The following is an 18342-nucleotide window of genomic DNA, read 5'->3' as shown; positions in this document are numbered from 1 at the left end:
GGTTACACCCCTTCCTTTACGAACAACTGCTCAAGTTGGTCAGGACTTGAAGAACGGGCCAGTGCGTCAAAACGGTCAATTTTGTGATTCTTGACAAGTTCGCACAAGCACATGTTCATCGTATTCATACCAAACTTCTGACCGATTTCAATCATAGACTCAATCTGATGGACCTTGTCATCGCGGATCAGAGCACGAATACCTGGAGTCACGTTCATGACTTCGTATGCCATCACACGGCCACCGCCAATTTTAGGTAAAAGGGTCTGGCATATAACGCCCTGGAGCACGAACGAGAGCTGTGTACGCACCGTCTGCTGTTCACCCTTCGGGAATGCGTCAACCACACGGTTAATCGTCTGTACGCAAGAGTTCGTATGCAACGTTGCGAAAGTCAAGTGACCCGTTTCTGCAATCGTAAGCGCAGAACGAATCGTTTCCAAGTCACGCATTTCGCCGATGAGCACCACATCCGGATCCTGACGGAGAGCCATCTTAAGGGCTTGGGCGAAGCTGTGCGTATCGCTACCAACTTCACGCTGGTTGATCATACAGCCTTGATGCTTGTGCAAGAATTCGATCGGGTCTTCGACAGTCAAAATGTGGTCGTGACGTTCCTTGTTGATTTTGTCGATCATAGCGGCCAAGGTCGTCGATTTACCAGAGCCGGTCGCACCTGTCACAAGAACCAATCCAGAGGGGCGGGTCGTAAATTCGGCCATGATCTTCGGGAGACCAAGGTCCTTGAACGTCTTGATATCGAGCGGAATAATACGGAGGGCAAGCGCCACGCAGCCACGCTGCAAGTAAGCGTTCGCACGGAAACGCGCAAGATTTGCAATACCGAACGAGAAGTCGCATTCCTTCTGCTGCTCAAAAGTCTTTTTCTGAGCCTCATTCATCAAACTGTAAGTCATGCGCATGGTTTCGTCAGGTTTCAGCTTGTTTTCCCCGATGGGGGTGAGCTTACCGGAAAGACGAATAAGAGGAGGGGCACCGGCAGTAATATGCAAGTCGGAAGCGCCCCGTTTAACCATTTCTGCTAAAAGATCTTGAATGTTATAAGCCATACACTAGAATATAATTTAAAAAGCCCGAAAATTTCATAAATTCTTTACATAATGCATTCATCCACTTATAAAATCGTAGCTTGTGTAGGGGCAATTCTTTTTATTGCGCTTGTTTTTTACGCGATTGGTTCGCAATCCCCCCAAAGCAGGAACTTCCCAGAGACGGTCGTGAACTTTACGGCCGATAACGTGACGGGAGGCAAATCGGACTACATGAGCGAGAAGGGGACGGCAACGCTTATCGTGCTTACGGCATCCTGGTGTCCGGCATGCAGGGCAGAACTCCCCACCCTCAAAGAACTCCACGAAGAATTCGGACCGAAAGGTCTCAAGATTTTAATGATTGACGAAGACGACTCCAAGAAGGTCGCACGCAAGTTCAAGAAGAGCCTAAGCATCCCGTGGACGATGCTGCACTGGAACTACGACGCAATTATGGCTCTTGGTAACCCAGGCGTACTCCCCGTAAGCTACGTGGTCGATAAGGACGACAAGATACAGCACGTCGATGTCGGGATGCTAGACGAACACAGAGTAAGGCACGAATTAAAGAGACTGCTAGGGAAATAGGTTTTAGGTTACAGGTTGTAGGTATTAGGAATAGTGTCACATGCTTCGCATGTTATTATAAGATGGCGAAGCCATGATTATTCACCTAAAACCTAATCCCTAAAGCCTAACACCTATTCACGCTATCGGGCTTGGGAAGAGAATCACGTCAGCGATTTCTTCTTTGCCGAGGGCGAGCATGAACAGGCGGTCGAGCCCGAGAGCCACGCCGGAACAAGCGGGCATCCCCGATTCTAGTGCCGCGAGAAAGCGTTCGTCCAGCGGAGGCAGAGGCTTGTTCATTGCACGACGGATGTCCAAGTCCGCATTGAAACGGCGACGTTGCTCCACTGCATCCGTGAGTTCCGTATAGCCATTGCAAAGTTCCACTTGATTTACGAACAGCTCGAAGCGGCGTGCCCACGTGTAGCCGTCTGCATCAACGTAAGTTTGTGCGAGTGCGGCTTGCGATGGCGGATAATCCAAGATGAACTCGGGGCCGTTGCTTGCAAGAGCAGGTTCCACTAGGAACACCATGAGGTAATCCCACCAGTCTTCGCGAGAAAGCGTCTCGCTTTTTTCAGGCACGGGAATTTCGCGAGTGCGGCAGGCATCCGCAAAGTCCGTGAGCTTTTCGCAGAACGGATTTACGCCAGCGTAATTCTTGAACGCGTCAATCCAGCGGGTGCGGCGTGCGTTTAATTTAGTCCCAATAATCTCGCTCACGAGGTCTTCGACTTCGTCCATGAGTTTGTCTTGAGGCATGCCGACGCGGTACCATTCCACCATCGAAAACTCATTGTTGTGATGTCCGCCGAATTCATCTTTGCGGAACGACTTTGTAATCTGGAAAATGTCGCCGAACTTTGCGGCAAGCAAACGCTTCATGTGAAATTCAGGGCTCGTCATCATGAACCGCTTCGGGTCTTCTATTTCAAAGTAATCAAGCTGCGGATCCGTTCCGCCGTATGCAGAAAGCACAGGCGTCTCGACTTCGAGCGCGTTACGACGAACAAAGAAATCACGGACTTTGGTCATCAGCGCCTGACGCTTGACCCAAGTTTCTCGCGTACAAGTGGGTGCAAACGCGCCCAAATCTAAACTATCCATTGCTAATTGGCTCCGGCTACACAACGGACCGCAAGATAGAAACTCGGATCCACCGTAATTGAGCCGACATCCTTGTCGGAGCTGAACATTGTGCGAGCCTTGCCGCGACCATCCGTATCGGCATCGGCAGTCCAGAAGTAAGCACCCTCGCCCATCGTCGTGCAGACGCCACTCTTGTTTGCATAGCCACCGAACATTGCTGTGAATGCGTAATCGTCGCTGCCGTTGCTCTTGAGCTTGAGGGCAGCTTCGCGTGCGCCACCGGCGTGTTCTTCTAGCTTTTTCCAATCGGCATCCGTTGCGAGATGGTAGCCGTCCGGACAAGCTTTTTTCGCGGCCTCTTGAGTGTAGAGGCGACCGAACGTCTTGCAGTTTGCGTCGTCGCGGTCATAGCACATCGAGCCATCCGGATCGTTGAAGTTCAAGTTTTCGACGAACCAATCCACACCGCCGATTTCCTTGACCTTGTAAACTTGTTTGTCACGCTTATCGACAAAATTCTTGAACACCGGGCAGCGAGTGCTGAAACCCTCTTCGGAAAGAATCGGATCGACTTTGCCCTTCCACGCCGTGCAGAAACGGAACAGCTGGCCGCCTGGTAGCGAAGAACCCTTATGCTTAGCGGCCCAAGTTTTTACGTAATGGAGACCTGTCACAGCGGTATCAGGAATCGAGAGCACCTTGGCGTACTTGCCAGCGAGAGCGGCATACGTCCCGGCAACAGACATCGGAGCTTTCCAAAAACCAGAGGAAAGCCCATCGCGCAGGCTTGCGAAAACTGGCGACGGCTTATAAACCTTAATCGTCTTATCGACCATCTGTTCAGGATTTTTCTTGCAGTTCACATCGTGGTCAATCGCGAGCAAAGAATTCGCATCAATTTTGCATTGGGCAATGCACTTTGTTCGTGCAGCACCCTTCTTGGGGCACGGTTTCCAAACCGTCGTATCGACACTCACAAGAGAGGGCTTTGCAAATGCTTTTGTCTTGGTCGCCGATTTTGCCACATCGTCAAGCGTCTTGAGAGCCTTAGCACTCCCTTTTTCGCCATCGGCGAGCAAATACTTGATGACACCCGAGCAGGCATTCGCGGCGTTCGCCATCGAGCAGACCTTCGAACCAAAACCGTACGCGAACTGGGACGGGCATGCCGCAAACGCTTCGTCCGGCATTTGCTTGAAATGCTTACCGTAAATATCCGTTGCGTTTTTCGCCGACATCTTGCCGCAATAAATTTCTTCGATTTCGCCCGCCTTGACCATCTTTTTCACTTTTTTCCAGTTGTTGGAATCGACAGCCTTGCGGAGGGCCTCTTGAGCGAAACCACCCTGCGCCAAAATTGCAGAACAAATCAAACTTGCTATAAAAAGATTCTTCATCTAAACCTCTTTTAAAACTTAACTGGATCCTGCTCCTTCGAACCTAACTCAACTAAGTCAACAAGTTGACTAGTTTCGTATATCGCTTTCGCTCAGGATGACAGTTCCAATATCAAAATGACAATTCCTAAGTCAGAATGACATTCCTAAGTCGGGATGACTCTATGAATAGTTTAAATATATTACGAATTATAACCAATCCCTAATGAATAATCAAAAAAAATCTTGAACCCTAATAATATTTTACTTGAATTTGACTCCGGCTATAGAGGATTTCTATCTTTGGGATCATGAACGCAGAAGTTTTACGCAATGAATTCCCGATGTTGGTCGCAGGCGACAAAGAAGTAAAGCCACTCGCCTTTTTGGACAGCACCGCCACAACCCAGAAGCCAGCAATCGTCATCGATGCGATGGACGACTTTTACCGCGAGCACTACAGCTCTGTGAAGCGCGGGGTTTACCGCCTGAGCGCACGCACCACCGAAGCCTTTGAAAAGACCCGCAAAGACGTTGCGAAGTTCATCAACGCAAAATCCGAAGACGAAATCGTCTTTACGCGCGGCACCACCGAAAGCATCAATCTCGTCGCCTGGAGCTACGGACGCAAGTTCTTTGAAGCCGGCGATGAAATTGTCATCAGCGGCCTGGAACACCACGCCAATATCGTGAGCTGGCAACTCGTCGCCGAAATGAAAGGTGCCAAAATCGAGGTCATCCCCGTTTTGGACAGCGGAGATTTGGACTTGGCAGCACTCCCCGGACTCCTCACGCCACGCACCAAGATGGTCGCAGTCGCCCACGTGAGCAACTCCGTCGGCACCGTGAACCCCATTGCAGAAATCATCGCTACGGTGCGCAAGCTCGCCCCGCAAGCAAAGATTTTGATTGACGCCGCCCAAAGTTCTAGCCACATCAAGATTGACGTGCAAAAACTCGACTGCGATTTTCTCGCGTTCAGCGGCCACAAAATGTACGGCCCGACCGGCATCGGAGTTCTTTACGGCAAGTACGAAGTGCTCGACAGCATGCCACCCTGGCACGGCGGTGGCGAAATGATCAAGAACGTCACGTTCGAAAAGACAACTTACGCCGACGTTCCAGCACGCTTTGAAGCAGGCACGCCCGCCATTGCCGAAGTCATCGGCCTCGGGAAAGCCATCGAATGGCTGAACAACGTGGGTCTCGACAACATCCGCAAGCACGAAGAACAAATTACGCAATACGCACTGAAGCAGCTCGCCGAAATCCCGCAAGTGAAAGTCCTCGGCAACCCGAAGGAACGCGGTGCGCTCATCAGCATTACATTGGACGGGATTGCCGTCGGTGATGCAGCCATGATTCTCGACGAAGAAAACGTCGCCGTGCGTAGCGGACACCATTGTGCGCAACCGGTGATGGACCGCTTTGGCGTCGATGCCACGCTCCGTTTGAGCTTTGGCGTGTACACGCTTGAACGCGACATCGACCGCTTTGTTGCAGGCATCAAAAGAGTCGTCCGTTTGTTCGCCTAAATTCCGCCAGTTTTGCAGGATTCTCATGGGAATTGAAAAAGGCATTTTCAACCGCACATCGCTCCTTCTCGGAGACGATGTTATGGACTGTATCTACCAAAAACGCGTCATCATTTTTGGACTCGGCGGAGTCGGCAGCTGGTGTGCCGAAAGCCTGGTGCGTTCCGGCATCAAGGAACTCGTGCTCGTCGATTCTGACCGCGTGTGCGTCACCAACGTAAACCGCCAGCTGATGGCCACCACCAAAACCGTGGGCCAAGTCAAAGTCGAAGTGCTTAAAAACCGCTTGTTAGAAATCAATCCGCACGCAAACATCGTCGCACTGCAGGACATCTACGAAGAAGCGAATACGGACAAGTTCCAGCTAGACACATTCGATTACATCATCGACGCTATCGACAGCCTCGAAAACAAGATGCAGTTGCTTTGGCACGCCACGCACACCAAGGCAACCGTATTCTCGTCGATGGGAGCAGCCCTCAAGATGGACCCCACGCGAATCAAGGTCGCCGAATTCTGGAAAGTTACAGGTTGCCCGCTCGCACGCGCACTTCGCGACAAGTTCAAGCGAAAAAAATTGTGGCTCAAGAAAAAAGTACTTTGCGTTTATAGCGACGAACTCTTAAAAAACCGCGGTCAAAATTCTTCTTGCGGAACCGCCGCCTGCATGTGTCCTAAAGTCCGCCAAGAACGCAGCGAAGCGGAACTCAAGAACGCCGAACTTGTCGATCACGAATGGTGTAGCAGCAAGGCTCAAATCAACGGCACCATGGCACATGCCACGGCCATTTTCGGCTTTATGATTGCAGGTCTTGTGATGAACGACATTTATCAGAAAGCGCTAACGCAAGCTGAGTGATAGGAAAAAATTCTACCGTCTCTCAGCCCTCGCGGACTTAATTTCAGCTTCGATTTTTTCTTCGCTCATACCTGCAGTGCCGTTTTTCAAAGCTTCTTCATTGAGAGCACGTAATGCAGTCATAAGTCCAGATGACTCATTCACCGTAGGACGTTCTGACACATTAAATGGAAGCCCCCGTTCAATGACCGCACGTTTAAAAAAATGCGGACAGCCGTAGGAATATCCATTCCCAGACTTTCAAACAAGCTGGAGACTTCATCTTTCAACTTGTCGTCAACACGTATTTGCAATATAGATGTCGCCATATATGCCTCAAATTTTATACAACTACTAAATATAGTACAAGCACATTATAAAAGCAACATGTTCAAATTCTCGTTCCAGACATTCCCTTAAAGCGTGGGTTAGCGGCAAGAAAAGTTATTTTCATCCCAAATGCGTTGTGGAATCAGCATGAAGTGTTTCGGCACCTCGTTCGTTTCTTTTGCGGAGTATTCCACGACACCGTTGGGATAAACTGTAACTATTCTTTCAGAGTAAAATTCAGGTTGTTTTGAAATCCAAGAAGACGATTCCCATTCAAAACACGTGAAGCAGCTAAAAAACTCGCGGAGTTTGGCGACCGTTACAGGAGATTCCGAGTCATCGCAACGATATTCTGCCACATCGCAGTAAAGAAGAACACACGGAGAATCCTTTTTGCAACTATTCACAAGTAGCAGGCAATGTTCCGTAGCGGCGAAATCATCCCATTCTTCGCCAGCCTCATCCTTGAACACGTTGACATCCTCCCACATGGGGCAATTACCGAGAGCGGCAACAATTCTCTCACGAAGTTCTTTGCCTTGCACAATGCAAAACAGGTCTTTTGCTTTTAGAAATTCCTTGATAGTCATAAATCCTCGTTTTTTTTGAGACTATCAAGAATGTAGAATCAGCGGACGACAATTAATGTCGCTCACGATTTTAAAAAGTTTTTGAAGTAGGGAATTCTACAGAGCCGTGCGAATGCAATCAGATTCTAAAAAGGCCATTTTCCTTCAGCCCTCAGTTTAGCAATTCGTGCAGCGTTGCGCATATCAAACCCGCTCCACTCGGAATGTTGCCGAGTAAAGTCAATGGATCCGCGGTTACGTTCAGCCTCTTCCGCTTTTTTTCACGAAAGATTCCGCCACCGCATCCGTCAAAATCGGGATATTGCTAATTGCTAAGGCCATAATTTTCCTCCTAATATACATTTTAACGTTCCAATTTGCAATTCTAGGCATCGACGTCGCCAGGATCCAACTGAAAACATCGTAATCCATGGGAATCCGTCGTGGTCACGCGACCGCATTTTACCTTGACTCATTTAGCCTCCTAGTTTTGAAAAAAGAAAAAGCATCCGATTTTTTTTCGGATGCCTGAGGCCATTTCAAGGGTTATGCATTAAAAGCTACCGTTCAGCCTCATCAAAATAAGTATCACTTCCACATATACCAACATCTGTGCGTAATACCAAATTATCGCCATAGCAACAAAAACAAAAATAAGCTTGAAAAGCACTACAGGAGTCAGCGGAACCCTTTTCTTATTCATTTCTAAATCCTCGTTTTTTTTCTTAATCTAATACCAAGGCACGACAATTAATGTCGTCTCTATACATCCTAAGCACTTGAGAGAAAAGCAAATACAAATCTGTGGCTATTAGGCTAGGGTCACATTTTACAACATGTACATTTTTTTCGAAATCTGATGCAAACATTTGATTGCAAAATAACGATTTTTGATAACCGTTGGTTGCAAAATTTACAACATTATACTTTTCGAAAAATTCTGAGTGTATTTTAGCCTCCTAAACTTTAAATGGAGACTATAATGGCAAATAAATTTACACACGACCCATACGTTCGTTCAGTGCTCAAAGATCCCGCTCGCACAGCCGAACTGTTGCGACTCGCCGCACGCAAAAATTCAAATCTCGCGCAATTCCTCGCAACCGTGAATCTAGATACTTTGCAAGAAATTCCCGGCGCATACAGCGACACCGTTTCTTTCGGATACAGCGACTTGGCATTTACCGTAAAAGTAGAATGTGATGAGCACAAGCAAGCTGAACTTCTTGTCGGCATCCTTGAAGAACACAAGAGCTATCCCGACTACTCGATCATCCCCCAACTTGTCCGATACTGGTACGAAATCATGGTCAGGAACCAGAAAAACATTCCGACAATCGCTATCGTTCTGTACAACGGGCAGGACTCATGGAAAATCGAGAAACAAGTTATGTTTCCAAATTACCCTGAATATTACCACAAAATCGGACTCCCGTTTATTTTGGAAGTAGTGGACGTCAGCGATATTTTCAGCGATGACGAAATCTCGAAAATTTCGCCTAAGATTGCACTTGCACTAGTTGCGTTGAAATACGTCTTTTCAGGCGACAAACTCAAAAAATATCTTAAGCCAGCAATCGCCGGACTCAAATCACTTCCCAAAAGCGAGGCAGAGGACTTTCTCGCTCAAACTTATGTATATTTGAAGTACTGGTTTAAAGACGAGGCAAAGGAGCAGTTCAAAATGGATTTCAAAAAATGCAGTGAAGTTTATGGCTACAAGTCTATCGCCGAAGTTGAAGAAGAAGAACTTGAAGCCAAGCTTGCTGAACGCAATCGAGAATTAGCCCGTAAGATGCTTGATTATGGAGATCCTGTTGAAAAAATTTCCATTATAACAGGCGTTCCAGAAGAAGAAATCCGTTCCTGGAAGAAAAAAGCATAATTTTTTTCAGCGAAACTTTCCCCTGAACTTATTTCAGGGGGTTCTTACACCCACTTTTCCTTGAGCCATTTGCAGAAAAATTCGCAAGATGTGAGACCGTTTGCCTTGCCGTACTTAGCAGGCATTGGTTTGTTCCAATGCGGGCTTGACGGATGCATCGTGTAAATGTAATCCTCAATCCCATGAGATTTCGTCCAATCCCAAAAATTGCCGCCGAAATACTTCGGGAAAATCTTCGCCCTCGGCACAGGCACATGCTTTTGAGCTCAGGAAAACAATCAAATCTGGCTTCAATATTTCGAGCACTCGAATAAAATTCTTGATAGCATATTCTCGGTCTAAATCCTTGCCGCCATAAGAATTCCACAAATCTTCGATACTCTGGCGGCCATCTGCCGGACGCAAGAAATAATTGAGCGAAGCGACCTCTTTTTAACCATTTATTTCTATCATAATAGCAAAACGGACCTAAACGATCGTTGGCACCCTTATAAATGATCATCCCTAGAATTGAGAAATTCTCAAATTCTGAAGGGAAAAAATTCAATAGGAGATCCAACATGCATCCGTTAAACGATGAATACTATACCGCTATCATACATATTCTTCTCAAAACTCACGCAATAAAGTCATGCCCTTATCACATAGATTCTCTCATCAAAAACACAAATGACGTTCCAAAAATGGCCTACGCTATGGGAGTAAATTACCTAAAACTGTTCGAAACGAAAAAAGAGTTCAAATCATTTGCGTCGCTAATAAAAAACGTTTTTGACACAACCCCCGAAGAATGTGCAGAATGCAACAAGATAAGTAACGAATAAATAAGAGAGGTTCCCTCATCAAGGAGCCTCATTTACGTTTTTCCAAAAAACGCCAAAATCATTTTTTCGTACAATCTTAGGATTTTATTCCTTCCATAATCTTTTTTACGTCATCAACAGCATCGTTAGGATCGTTGTAGTTTTTTAGTAGAGCACAATTATTCGCAATACTTAAGGGGAAACCAATGTTTTTTATTACTTTTTGAAATTTTTGAGGAATATCTTTTTTTAAAAACGGTCCGTTTTTCCACAATTTTAAACAAAGTTGCCATGTTCCGTTGGGGCAAGACAAATCTTGCTTAAACCATTTTTGGGACTTTAATCTCAGGCACATGTATAAAAATAAAATCTTATCATCATCATACATTCCCCAAAACAATTGCTTTTTGCATGCAGTCAACTTTTTATTAGCCATACCCAACAATTTTTTGCAGTTTTTCTTGTCCTGAGGCCATGCGTTCATTACTTCCTCAGCATCCATCAGAAGCCAGCATTTACCAATGCTTTTATCTAAAACTCTCTTCATAAAGAGGCTTCTTAAAAAAATTAATTTGTATCAAAAGTCTTAATCTTATTGGATAGAATGTTTTAGTCAAAAGCTGTAGAAACGCCAGATTGTCAATAGAATCAATCAGTTAGTAGGACGATCCTCATTCCTATTATAGTTTTTTTCTTAATGTTTTGCAAGATTCTCGCCTTTTTTCTAAGTAAGACTTGGTTCAGATGAAGTATCAACTGCGATTTTGTCAAAGACAGAAATGCTAATAACGTCGGCGTCCCATTGGAAGAAGCCGACATTCACCTAAAACAAAGAAGAATGGCAGACCGCTTTGCGGCCCCAAAAGTACAATATAGTTTTCTCAAGCATTCTAATCATCAGCTTCGCCAAAATCGTCAAAATCGAAGCTTTCCTCCCAGTCGGGATCCTCTTTGAGTCCCATAGTTTCCTCATAATCGTCAGGACCATAGCCCCAATCATCAGCACTCCCTGCAAAAGAATCTTCCTCGTTTTCATCATCGAAATCGTTTACAGAGTTGATCTTTGGATTAATCATTTTAGCCTCCCTGTTGAGCGTTAATCCGCCCTACATAAAGCAAAATGCGTGCCAAAACGCGAAAAAACGATATTTCGCCAAAAAAAGCATTTTTTATTCATTCCAGAATTAATTTCCGACAAGCACTCTTTATCAATTAGAAAATATTTTCCTATTTTAAGAAAAAAAATTCCAAATAGTAGTGTATAGTGTATAGAGAGAGAGAAAAAAATGAAAAAGAACTTAGTGACCTGGATGGCCAAGGCTCGAGACCCAGAATTTCTGGAAAACGTAATCTACGCGTTAGAAAAAAAACAAAATGAAGAGATTAATAAGATTTACTATCTCTTTACAGAAGGAAAAGCAGAACAAGCCAAACTTAAAAAAGTAAAGAACCACTTCGGCAAGAAAATAATAGAAATCCCCATAAAAATAAACGATCCAACAAGCCATTCGGAATTACTTGAAAAGGTTCAACAAGCTTTAGAACCGCATCTTCCCGAAATAGGTTTCACCTGCGTAAACATTTCCAGCGGAACTCCCGCAATGAGCACGATATGGATTGTCCTGAAAATGGTTGATTTCTTTAGAGGACGAGCACAATTCTATTCAGCACAAAAAGAAAAGCCTAGTCTGCAAGAACCATGCATTCCTAAAGAAGAACAAGACATTCGAAAAGTTGATTTTGAAGCACCTTCTTTTTTGAAATTAGTCAGAGAAAGAGAAGAACAACTTCATTCTCAGGAGCCATTAGACCCAGGCACAGCAAAATCTCCCGCAAGAAAAAAGATGCAAATTGCTTTAGACGCATTCGCTCAAATGTGGAGCCCCAGCGTGCCGCTTTTTTTGAGGGGTGAACGAGGAGTCGGAAAAACATATGCCGTAGAAAATCTTTTAGCCACTCAAAAAAACATAAAACCAAATAAGGTCATTTCTTTAGTTTGCAGCGTACTCGCCGACGACTCACGCCTTGCGGAGGATGAATTATTTGGACATGTCAAAGGAGCTTTTACAGGAGCAATCAATGACAAAAAAGGATTGATCGAAGAAGCTGACGGTGGCATTCTTTTTTTAGACGAAATACAAGATATGCCTAGAATTGTCCAACGAAAATTGCTAAACACCATAGAAAAGGAGGATCATCCGTATTTAAAAATAGGAGGTGTCGAACAAAAGCATGCAGGAAATGTTTTGCTTGTCTTCGCTTCTAATTTACCGGATGAAGAATTAAGAAAAGTTCTGTATCCAGATTTTTATGACAGAATTAGTTATCTCCCTATTTTTATACCGCCATTGAGAAACTGTCCTGAAGATTTGCACAACGACTGGGCAAAACAATGGAAAATCGCAAGAAAGGAAGATTCTTTGGTACCGGAGGAAGCCCCTTGGAACAAGGATATAGAGGATTTTTTGGTAAAATCAGGATTGCCTGGGAATTTTAGATCTCTAAGAAAGTTAGCCCTTTATTGGAACGCGTGGTATGAAAAAAAAGATTTTGAAGAAATAAAACATGAAATAGAATTTGCAGATTACAAACCAAGTAAAGCATTGACGTTAGACAATGTCAAAGAAATGCTAGAAGAAAACCCGATTAATGTGAGTTTCACTCAAAAAGAATTTGATGTCTGCAATTTTCCTGAGTTCCATAACATTTCCTACGACGAAGCTGTCAAAAAATTCAAGAAAAGCTTCACTGGATGGGCCATAAAAAAGTATGGGTCAAAAGAAAACGCAGCCCGCGAATTGGGCTGCAATGCCAAGACCCTTAGAAATCAACACCATTAACCAATCCATGGTAGGACTATACCCGGCAGCAGATGCTCGACATCAAAACAGCACTGATTTGAAGATTAATCAATCTTCAAATCGCCCGAATGTTGTTCAATTTTCTTCTTGAGTTGGATCAATTTTACTTGTTTCCAACCAGTCACTATCGGGTCTTGTAATTAATCTAGCGTCGTTATACGCCATTTTGAGGGTAAAAATGGTCCTTTGAATGTAAATCCCATTTACGGAATCCAAAACAAGGGCCGCATCCGCTTTTTTTTCGTCACACAGACATAACGGCAACAAAAGGCAGATTTTGTGGAACCTTGGATAATAAATAGGAATGGCCGTTTTAAAGTTCCAACGAACCCTCTTTAACGCAAGTCCTATTGCATTTTCTATAGCAAATTTAATTCTCCGACAACTTTCTGGGGAATTCTTGAGGACTTCCATCAATTCCTCGTGGCGCCGCTCTTTATTGATAGAAGTATCCACGAATCGGCTAAAGTCAAATGGCAAACCGCTATTCTTTAGCAATTCTACTGGTAAACGATCACAATTTTCAGCGATGATGTGTTCCCAATTATTGGATTTACTAATGGGGTAATCAAGATTGTATATCAATTCAGAATTATTATTATGTTCCAAATAATTTGCTGGCTCAGGGAGATCGCGGTCTTTTCCAAAATACTTATATACAGTTCCCATAGAGTTGTCTTTACTATTGGGGAAATCTAAGAAAACCCATTCAGATGTTATTCCTGAAATTTTATTTTTTAAAAATAGTGCGAATATGGGTTCAAAATACTGGTCAACTAGCCCTGTATTAAACAAAGCGTATTTTCCGTCATTTGATAAGCGGATTTTTGTTTTCCAATTAGGATTGTATTTGTTCTTTTCATCTTCATAAACAAGACGCTCAAAAGTATATATAAAATAACTTTTCAATATGGGATACTTATGACCGGCATCATCGCCAAATCCCCAAGTTTCTTCAAGAGCAATTTGTGAAAGTTTCTCTATATTACCAAAAAAGCCATCATTGTTCGAATTAGGAAAGATAGCAAACGCCATTAATTTTTCTGTTGCAGAACCTTCTTTTCCAAATAAAAAACTTGCCGCGCTTTTCATTGGCGTGATTTTTTTTTCAACACGAGGATGAATAAAGTCTGACATCGAAATTTGCAAATTTTTCTGTTTTTGGGGATGCAAGCCCGCATAGGAGTGATTTTCATCCGCATTGATTGAATTCGCAGAGAAAGAAGAACTATTGCTATTCTGAATCAGCTGTACAAAGTGTGCTTTTATTCTGAGTTCAGAGTTTGGTGCGGCACCTTCCTTTGGACTTGGCGTTTGTCTGAAATCGAAATAATCAGCAAACTCATTCAAAAAAAGACTTAATTTCGGAAACCCAAAGTCCTTATAAGAAATACCGTTTGCACTAAGATTTGTTGCAACATTCGTGAATTGGCACCATGATCCGGCCGAACTAATACCAGCAATGATTTTTAATATTTTATCACCCAATTCAGTTTTTTGAGAAGCATTTAAAGTAGGTTCGCTATTAATCACATTCTCCTTTGTTTTAGAATTGTCAACCTCAGCTCTCGTTTTTGAGTTCATGTTATTGGCACATTTTTTTTGAACATTTGCTTTTTCTACAACTTTGTCCGTGGAAGAAGATTTTTTTGCGTCAGCATCGATTTCTTTTTGAGTGTCTAAAGTAGAAACTCCCGCATGTTCAACTTTTTTATTTTTTTTCAGAACAACGTGTACAACACTCGTTATAGCAGCTAGGGCGGTTATTATTTTTTTTATCATTCACAGCTCCTTATGATAATATCATTTTATTCAATATAGAAATATTATGAAGGTTTTAGACCGTCGAAGTAGTCCTAAAACAGACGCAGAATCTCTCTTCCTGATTATTAAGGATTCACAATTCTTTTGAAATCGCCACACACTCTCGCTTTGGGGAATTAAATAATTTAGAGTTTCTTAATTATAAGGATTTTACATTTCTTGTACAAGCATATCTAATTTTTGCTTTCGGTTTCTTTCAAAAATTTTGCCGATTTCGATTGAAAGCCAAGAGCAAAGCTCAAATTGTGAGAGTCGCAGAAACCAAGCTTGCTTGGATTTATATGACCGAGCATGCCGAGCTTCTGCAAAGCTCAAACTTATGTCAAAAACGCGATTATCTTATAAAAACCTCTTTTTTAAAAAAAATATAATCAAATTTTTACAGGGTGGAACACAAAAATCAGGATTGCCTTGGATTTTTCCAAAAAGTCCGACCCCTTGCACCCTCAATTACGATAAGGTAGATCAAGAAAGTTCATCTTATAGACGCTCTTGAGAGCCAAGGAGAAAATACATGTCTTGGAATATATCTGTACATGCTTTGGAAGCCGCATGCGATTATGATGACAAAGTTAGACTCATTTTAGTTAGGGACTTGTAAACAAACAGATTTTCAGCCCTATGTTTTTGCAGTCTTTCACGAATCAACTTCATTACATCATCAAAAGCCAGAAGATAGCCCTATTTCCAAATACTTTTCCAAGGTTGCGGCAACACGCAACTTTTTAGCATATTCCAACAGCTTAGGAATGTTGCGTTTTGGGTTCCGCAAATACGTCTTGAGAATTTCGGCACAAACATCAAGGCCGATTTTGTTACGATATTTTATAGCATCGCACACGGAGCGTTCCAAATCGGTGACGCGAACATTGTGACCATGGACGGAGGCGTTTTCAATACCGAAATTCAGCAAATGATCCGACCAAAAATACAGCGTGACTGGAGGAAATTCCGGCAAGACGACCTTTCGCTTGCGAGGAATGGCAATACAGAAGGCGTTTGGTATTTGCGTCGTCAATTCACATAATGTTCCCAAGCGGAATACATGCACAGCACGCCGCCGGGCACAAGAGCATCAATATCAATCATTACATCAGCAAGAACATCGGCTTCTGCAAATACACCCGGACGCAACCGACACATTTCGCCGGACTTCACCTTTTGCAAGATTTGATGATATTGGTAAGCACTCATGTTTTCGCGAACGAGCATTCCTTCTGGAATCTTTACTTCTTTTCCATCGTATTTCACCATATCCACAATATAACAAAACTACGGCAAATTTACAAATATGCCGTAGAAATTTAACATTATAATGTTTAGCCAGCACTCGACAACCGGCTAACAAGAAAAAAGGTAAAATCGCACATTTAGAGAGTTATCCCGCAAAAAAGTGCTTATAATTCTCTAAATCTCACTTTTTTTAGCACATTTAGAGCGTTATAGAACATAAAACAGCTTTTCCCGATTCCTCACGACTTCGATTCCGTCCCATTTTTGGCGGAATTTAATCATTTTAGTAACATTCCGCCAAAAATAGATTGCATTTTTGGCGGAATTTGATTATTTTTATCAAAAACCGCCAAAAACGAGGTACGTATGGCTTTAGTCGGAAGAAAAAACGAGCAATCGGAATTGCTGCGTCTGCTAGATTCGGAACAGGCCGAATTCATTATGGTTTACGGACGCCGCCGAGTCGGCAAAACGTATTTGATTCGAGAAGCCTTCAAAAACAAGTTTGCGTTTTACATGACCGGCATGAACGGAGTTAGCCTTTCTGAGCAACTGCAAAATTTCAGTTCATCACTTGTACTGGCCTCTGGCAACAGCAATATTCCAAAACCCGAAAGCTGGTTCGATGCATTCGAGCAATTACGAAATTACTTGCAAAATTTGGATGCTCCTAAAAAAATAATTTTCTTAGATGAACTACCTTGGATGGATTCAAAAGATTCAAAATTTTTATCGGCTCTCGAACATTTTTGGAACAGTTACGCATCAGCAACAAAAAACATCAAGTTAATTGTGTGCGGTTCAGCCGCATCGTGGATGGTCAAAAAAATAGTAGAAAACCATGGTGGGCTTCACAATCGAATCACATATAAGCTAAAACTCAATCCTTTTGATGTTACAGAAACAAAAGCTTTTCTTGAATCGAAAAATATCTATTGGGACAATAGAACTATTTCGGAATGCTACATGGCTTTAGGGGGAATTCCGTATTATTTGAACCTATTGTCCTCTAAATTAAGTTTTGCACAAAATTTGGATGCTTTGTTTTTTTCTGAAACAGCACTTTTGGATGGGGAATTCAAAAGCCTTTACGCATCTCTTTTCTTACATAGTGAAGAATACACAGCCATCATTGAAATTCTTTCACGTAAAAAAGTCGGATTTACGCGAGACGAAATCATTTCTCAACTAAAAGTTAGCGATGGCGGCGGCATCACGCGCAAGCTTACCGAACTGGAACAGTGCGGATTCATCCGAAAGTACAAAGCTTTGGGTAAAGTAACATACTTATACCAACTCATTGATTTTTATAGTTTATTCTATTTCAGTTTTTTAGAAAAGGGAAAAGATTACGACAAAGACACTTGGATGCACTTGCAGAATTCAAGCACATACAAAACTTGGTGTGGTCTTAGCTTTGAACGTTTCTGTATCGCCCATGCAGAAAAAATAAAGTCAATTCTTGGAATCAGCGGAATCAGCACCAAGACATATAGTTTTTATTCACCCGAAGCACAAATAGATATGGTCATAGAGCGTGGCGATAGGGTCGTAAACTTATTTGAAATGAAATATACAGATTTAGCTTATTCTCTAGATAAAAAAGATGCAGCAAGCCTAGAAAATAAAATGCTTTGTTTACAGTCAAAACTGAAAAAGAGGCAAAGCATCATGAATATTTTAGTAACAACAAGCCCGATGAAACAAAGTCCTTATTCATCAAGGCTAATCCAACGCAACATCACTCTTGATGAAATTGTAGAATAAAGTAGTCTATTGCTCATTTGCAATTTTTTACTTTATCCTATCTCCGCAGAATTCCTGGCGGCCGCATTTTTCGCAGTGGGCGCCCATCCAGAGCGTGTCGAAATGCTCGATGGCGGGTTCAACGATTTGCGGATCGTTCGTGAGGATTCCCGCTTCGAAGTTGCGACGGAGGGAGCTTTTCATGCCGATGCCAGCTCCGGTCAAGTTTGCAGAGCCGATGTAGGCGGTTTCGAGGTCGAAAATTATCATCTTGAAATGCACTCGCGGGCACATGACGCGTTCGAGGTCGGTCGCGAGAATCTTATAGCGGTCGAAATCTTCGCGGAAGTTCGGGCCGGGTTCTTTTGCATGAATGAGCCGCACGCCCACACCGCGCTTGAGGAGTCCTGCGAGTTGTCCGAGCAGCGGGATTGATTCGCCGTTCTGCTTCACATATACGTCCTTGATGTCAGCGGTGCCAATCCAGAGCGTTTCGCGGACTGTCGCGATACGGGAAATGACTTCGGAATAGTGTTCTTCGTTTTGGATGTACTTGGTGAAGGTCGGCATAGAAAGAAATATAGTATTGTCAGGCGACAATAGGTGTCGCGTGATTTATTTATATTGATTA

The 18342-nt window shown here is 43.3% G+C and carries 17 protein-coding genes; 6 read left to right on the top strand and 11 right to left on the bottom strand.

Features of this window, described 5'->3' with window-relative positions; all coding sequences use genetic code 11:
• Positions 1 to 2 precede the first annotated feature (2 nt).
• Positions 3 to 1070: a type IV pilus twitching motility protein PilT gene (locus IKG78_RS03975; RefSeq protein WP_290939657.1), complete on the bottom strand. Its 1068-nt coding sequence runs from the start codon at positions 1068 to 1070 to the stop codon at positions 3 to 5.
• A gap of 168 nt (positions 1071 to 1238) precedes the next feature.
• Between IKG78_RS03975 and IKG78_RS03970 the strand changes: the two genes are divergently transcribed.
• On the top strand, positions 1239 to 1640 hold the full coding sequence (locus IKG78_RS03970; RefSeq protein ID WP_290939654.1) for a TlpA disulfide reductase family protein: 402 nt from the start codon (positions 1239 to 1241) through the stop codon (positions 1638 to 1640).
• A 117-nt stretch (positions 1641 to 1757) separates the two neighbouring features.
• Here IKG78_RS03970 and epmA read toward each other — a convergent pair whose 3' ends face one another.
• Positions 1758 to 2729 carry an EF-P lysine aminoacylase EpmA gene (epmA, locus tag IKG78_RS03965; protein WP_290939651.1) on the bottom strand — a complete coding sequence of 324 codons (972 nt, stop codon included), beginning with the start codon at positions 2727 to 2729 and terminating at the stop codon, positions 1758 to 1760.
• Between the two features lie 2 nt (positions 2730 to 2731).
• The gene (locus IKG78_RS03960) at positions 2732 to 4108 is read right to left on the bottom strand and encodes an FISUMP domain-containing protein (protein ID WP_290939647.1); all 1377 of its coding nucleotides are present in this window, start codon (positions 4106 to 4108) and stop codon (positions 2732 to 2734) included.
• A gap of 290 nt (positions 4109 to 4398) precedes the next feature.
• Between IKG78_RS03960 and IKG78_RS03955 the strand changes: the two genes are divergently transcribed.
• Together IKG78_RS03955 and IKG78_RS03950 are read left to right on the top strand one after the other, a co-directional pair.
• Entirely contained in the window at positions 4399 to 5622 is a 1224-nt protein-coding gene (locus IKG78_RS03955) for a SufS family cysteine desulfurase (RefSeq protein ID WP_290939644.1), read from the top strand.
• A gap of 25 nt (positions 5623 to 5647) precedes the next feature.
• Positions 5648 to 6481: a tRNA threonylcarbamoyladenosine dehydratase gene (locus IKG78_RS03950; RefSeq protein ID WP_073423751.1), complete on the top strand. Its 834-nt coding sequence runs from the start codon at positions 5648 to 5650 to the stop codon at positions 6479 to 6481.
• Positions 6482 to 6888: 407 nt separating this feature from the next.
• Here IKG78_RS03950 and IKG78_RS03945 read toward each other — a convergent pair whose 3' ends face one another.
• Positions 6889 to 7380, bottom strand: a complete 492-nt coding sequence (locus tag IKG78_RS03945) for a hypothetical protein (protein WP_290939641.1) — start codon at positions 7378 to 7380, stop codon at positions 6889 to 6891.
• A 961-nt stretch (positions 7381 to 8341) separates the two neighbouring features.
• Between IKG78_RS03945 and IKG78_RS03940 the strand changes: the two genes are divergently transcribed.
• Positions 8342 to 9244 carry an Rpn family recombination-promoting nuclease/putative transposase gene (locus IKG78_RS03940; RefSeq protein WP_290939638.1) on the top strand — a complete coding sequence of 301 codons (903 nt, stop codon included), beginning with the start codon at positions 8342 to 8344 and terminating at the stop codon, positions 9242 to 9244.
• A gap of 44 nt (positions 9245 to 9288) precedes the next feature.
• On the opposite strand, the gene IKG78_RS03935 is transcribed toward IKG78_RS03940, so the two are convergent.
• From IKG78_RS03935 to IKG78_RS03925, 3 genes are all read right to left on the bottom strand, one after another.
• Positions 9289 to 9492 carry a hypothetical protein gene (locus tag IKG78_RS03935; protein ID WP_290939635.1) on the bottom strand — a complete coding sequence of 68 codons (204 nt, stop codon included), beginning with the start codon at positions 9490 to 9492 and terminating at the stop codon, positions 9289 to 9291.
• A gap of 652 nt (positions 9493 to 10144) precedes the next feature.
• Positions 10145 to 10594 carry a hypothetical protein gene (locus tag IKG78_RS03930; RefSeq protein ID WP_290939632.1) on the bottom strand — a complete coding sequence of 150 codons (450 nt, stop codon included), beginning with the start codon at positions 10592 to 10594 and terminating at the stop codon, positions 10145 to 10147.
• A 343-nt stretch (positions 10595 to 10937) separates the two neighbouring features.
• The gene (locus tag IKG78_RS03925) at positions 10938 to 11123 is read right to left on the bottom strand and encodes a hypothetical protein (RefSeq protein WP_290939629.1); all 186 of its coding nucleotides are present in this window, start codon (positions 11121 to 11123) and stop codon (positions 10938 to 10940) included.
• A gap of 210 nt (positions 11124 to 11333) precedes the next feature.
• Here IKG78_RS03925 and IKG78_RS03920 point away from each other — a divergent pair, with 210 nt between their 5' ends.
• Positions 11334 to 12887, top strand: coding sequence for a sigma 54-interacting transcriptional regulator (locus tag IKG78_RS03920; RefSeq protein WP_290939626.1), 1554 nt, complete (start codon positions 11334 to 11336; stop codon positions 12885 to 12887).
• A 96-nt stretch (positions 12888 to 12983) separates the two neighbouring features.
• On the opposite strand, the gene IKG78_RS03915 is transcribed toward IKG78_RS03920, so the two are convergent.
• From IKG78_RS03915 to IKG78_RS03905, 3 genes are all read right to left on the bottom strand, one after another.
• Positions 12984 to 14690: a DUF3825 domain-containing protein gene (locus IKG78_RS03915; RefSeq protein ID WP_290939623.1), complete on the bottom strand. Its 1707-nt coding sequence runs from the start codon at positions 14688 to 14690 to the stop codon at positions 12984 to 12986.
• Positions 14691 to 15393: 703 nt separating this feature from the next.
• A complete protein-coding gene (locus IKG78_RS03910) occupies positions 15394 to 15768 on the bottom strand; it encodes a hypothetical protein (RefSeq protein ID WP_290939618.1) in 375 nt (124 codons plus the stop codon).
• A complete protein-coding gene (locus IKG78_RS03905; RefSeq protein WP_290939615.1) occupies positions 15747 to 15986 on the bottom strand; it encodes a hypothetical protein in 240 nt (79 codons plus the stop codon). The genes IKG78_RS03910 and IKG78_RS03905 overlap by 22 nt, the downstream gene beginning before the upstream one ends.
• A gap of 345 nt (positions 15987 to 16331) precedes the next feature.
• Here IKG78_RS03905 and IKG78_RS03900 point away from each other — a divergent pair, with 345 nt between their 5' ends.
• Positions 16332 to 17732: an ATP-binding protein gene (locus IKG78_RS03900; RefSeq protein WP_290939612.1), complete on the top strand. Its 1401-nt coding sequence runs from the start codon at positions 16332 to 16334 to the stop codon at positions 17730 to 17732.
• A gap of 27 nt (positions 17733 to 17759) precedes the next feature.
• Here the strand turns inward: IKG78_RS03900 and IKG78_RS03895 are convergent, their stop codons facing one another.
• The gene (locus IKG78_RS03895; RefSeq protein ID WP_290939609.1) at positions 17760 to 18281 is read right to left on the bottom strand and encodes a phospholipase D-like domain-containing protein; all 522 of its coding nucleotides are present in this window, start codon (positions 18279 to 18281) and stop codon (positions 17760 to 17762) included.
• Positions 18282 to 18342 lie beyond the last annotated feature (61 nt).

This window comes from Fibrobacter sp. (assembly GCF_017545445.1).
Classification (GTDB): Bacteria; Fibrobacterota; Fibrobacteria; order Fibrobacterales; family Fibrobacteraceae; genus Fibrobacter.
The sequence above is the reverse complement of the archived record's forward strand: the minus strand, read 5'-3'. Positions and strand labels throughout refer to the sequence as shown.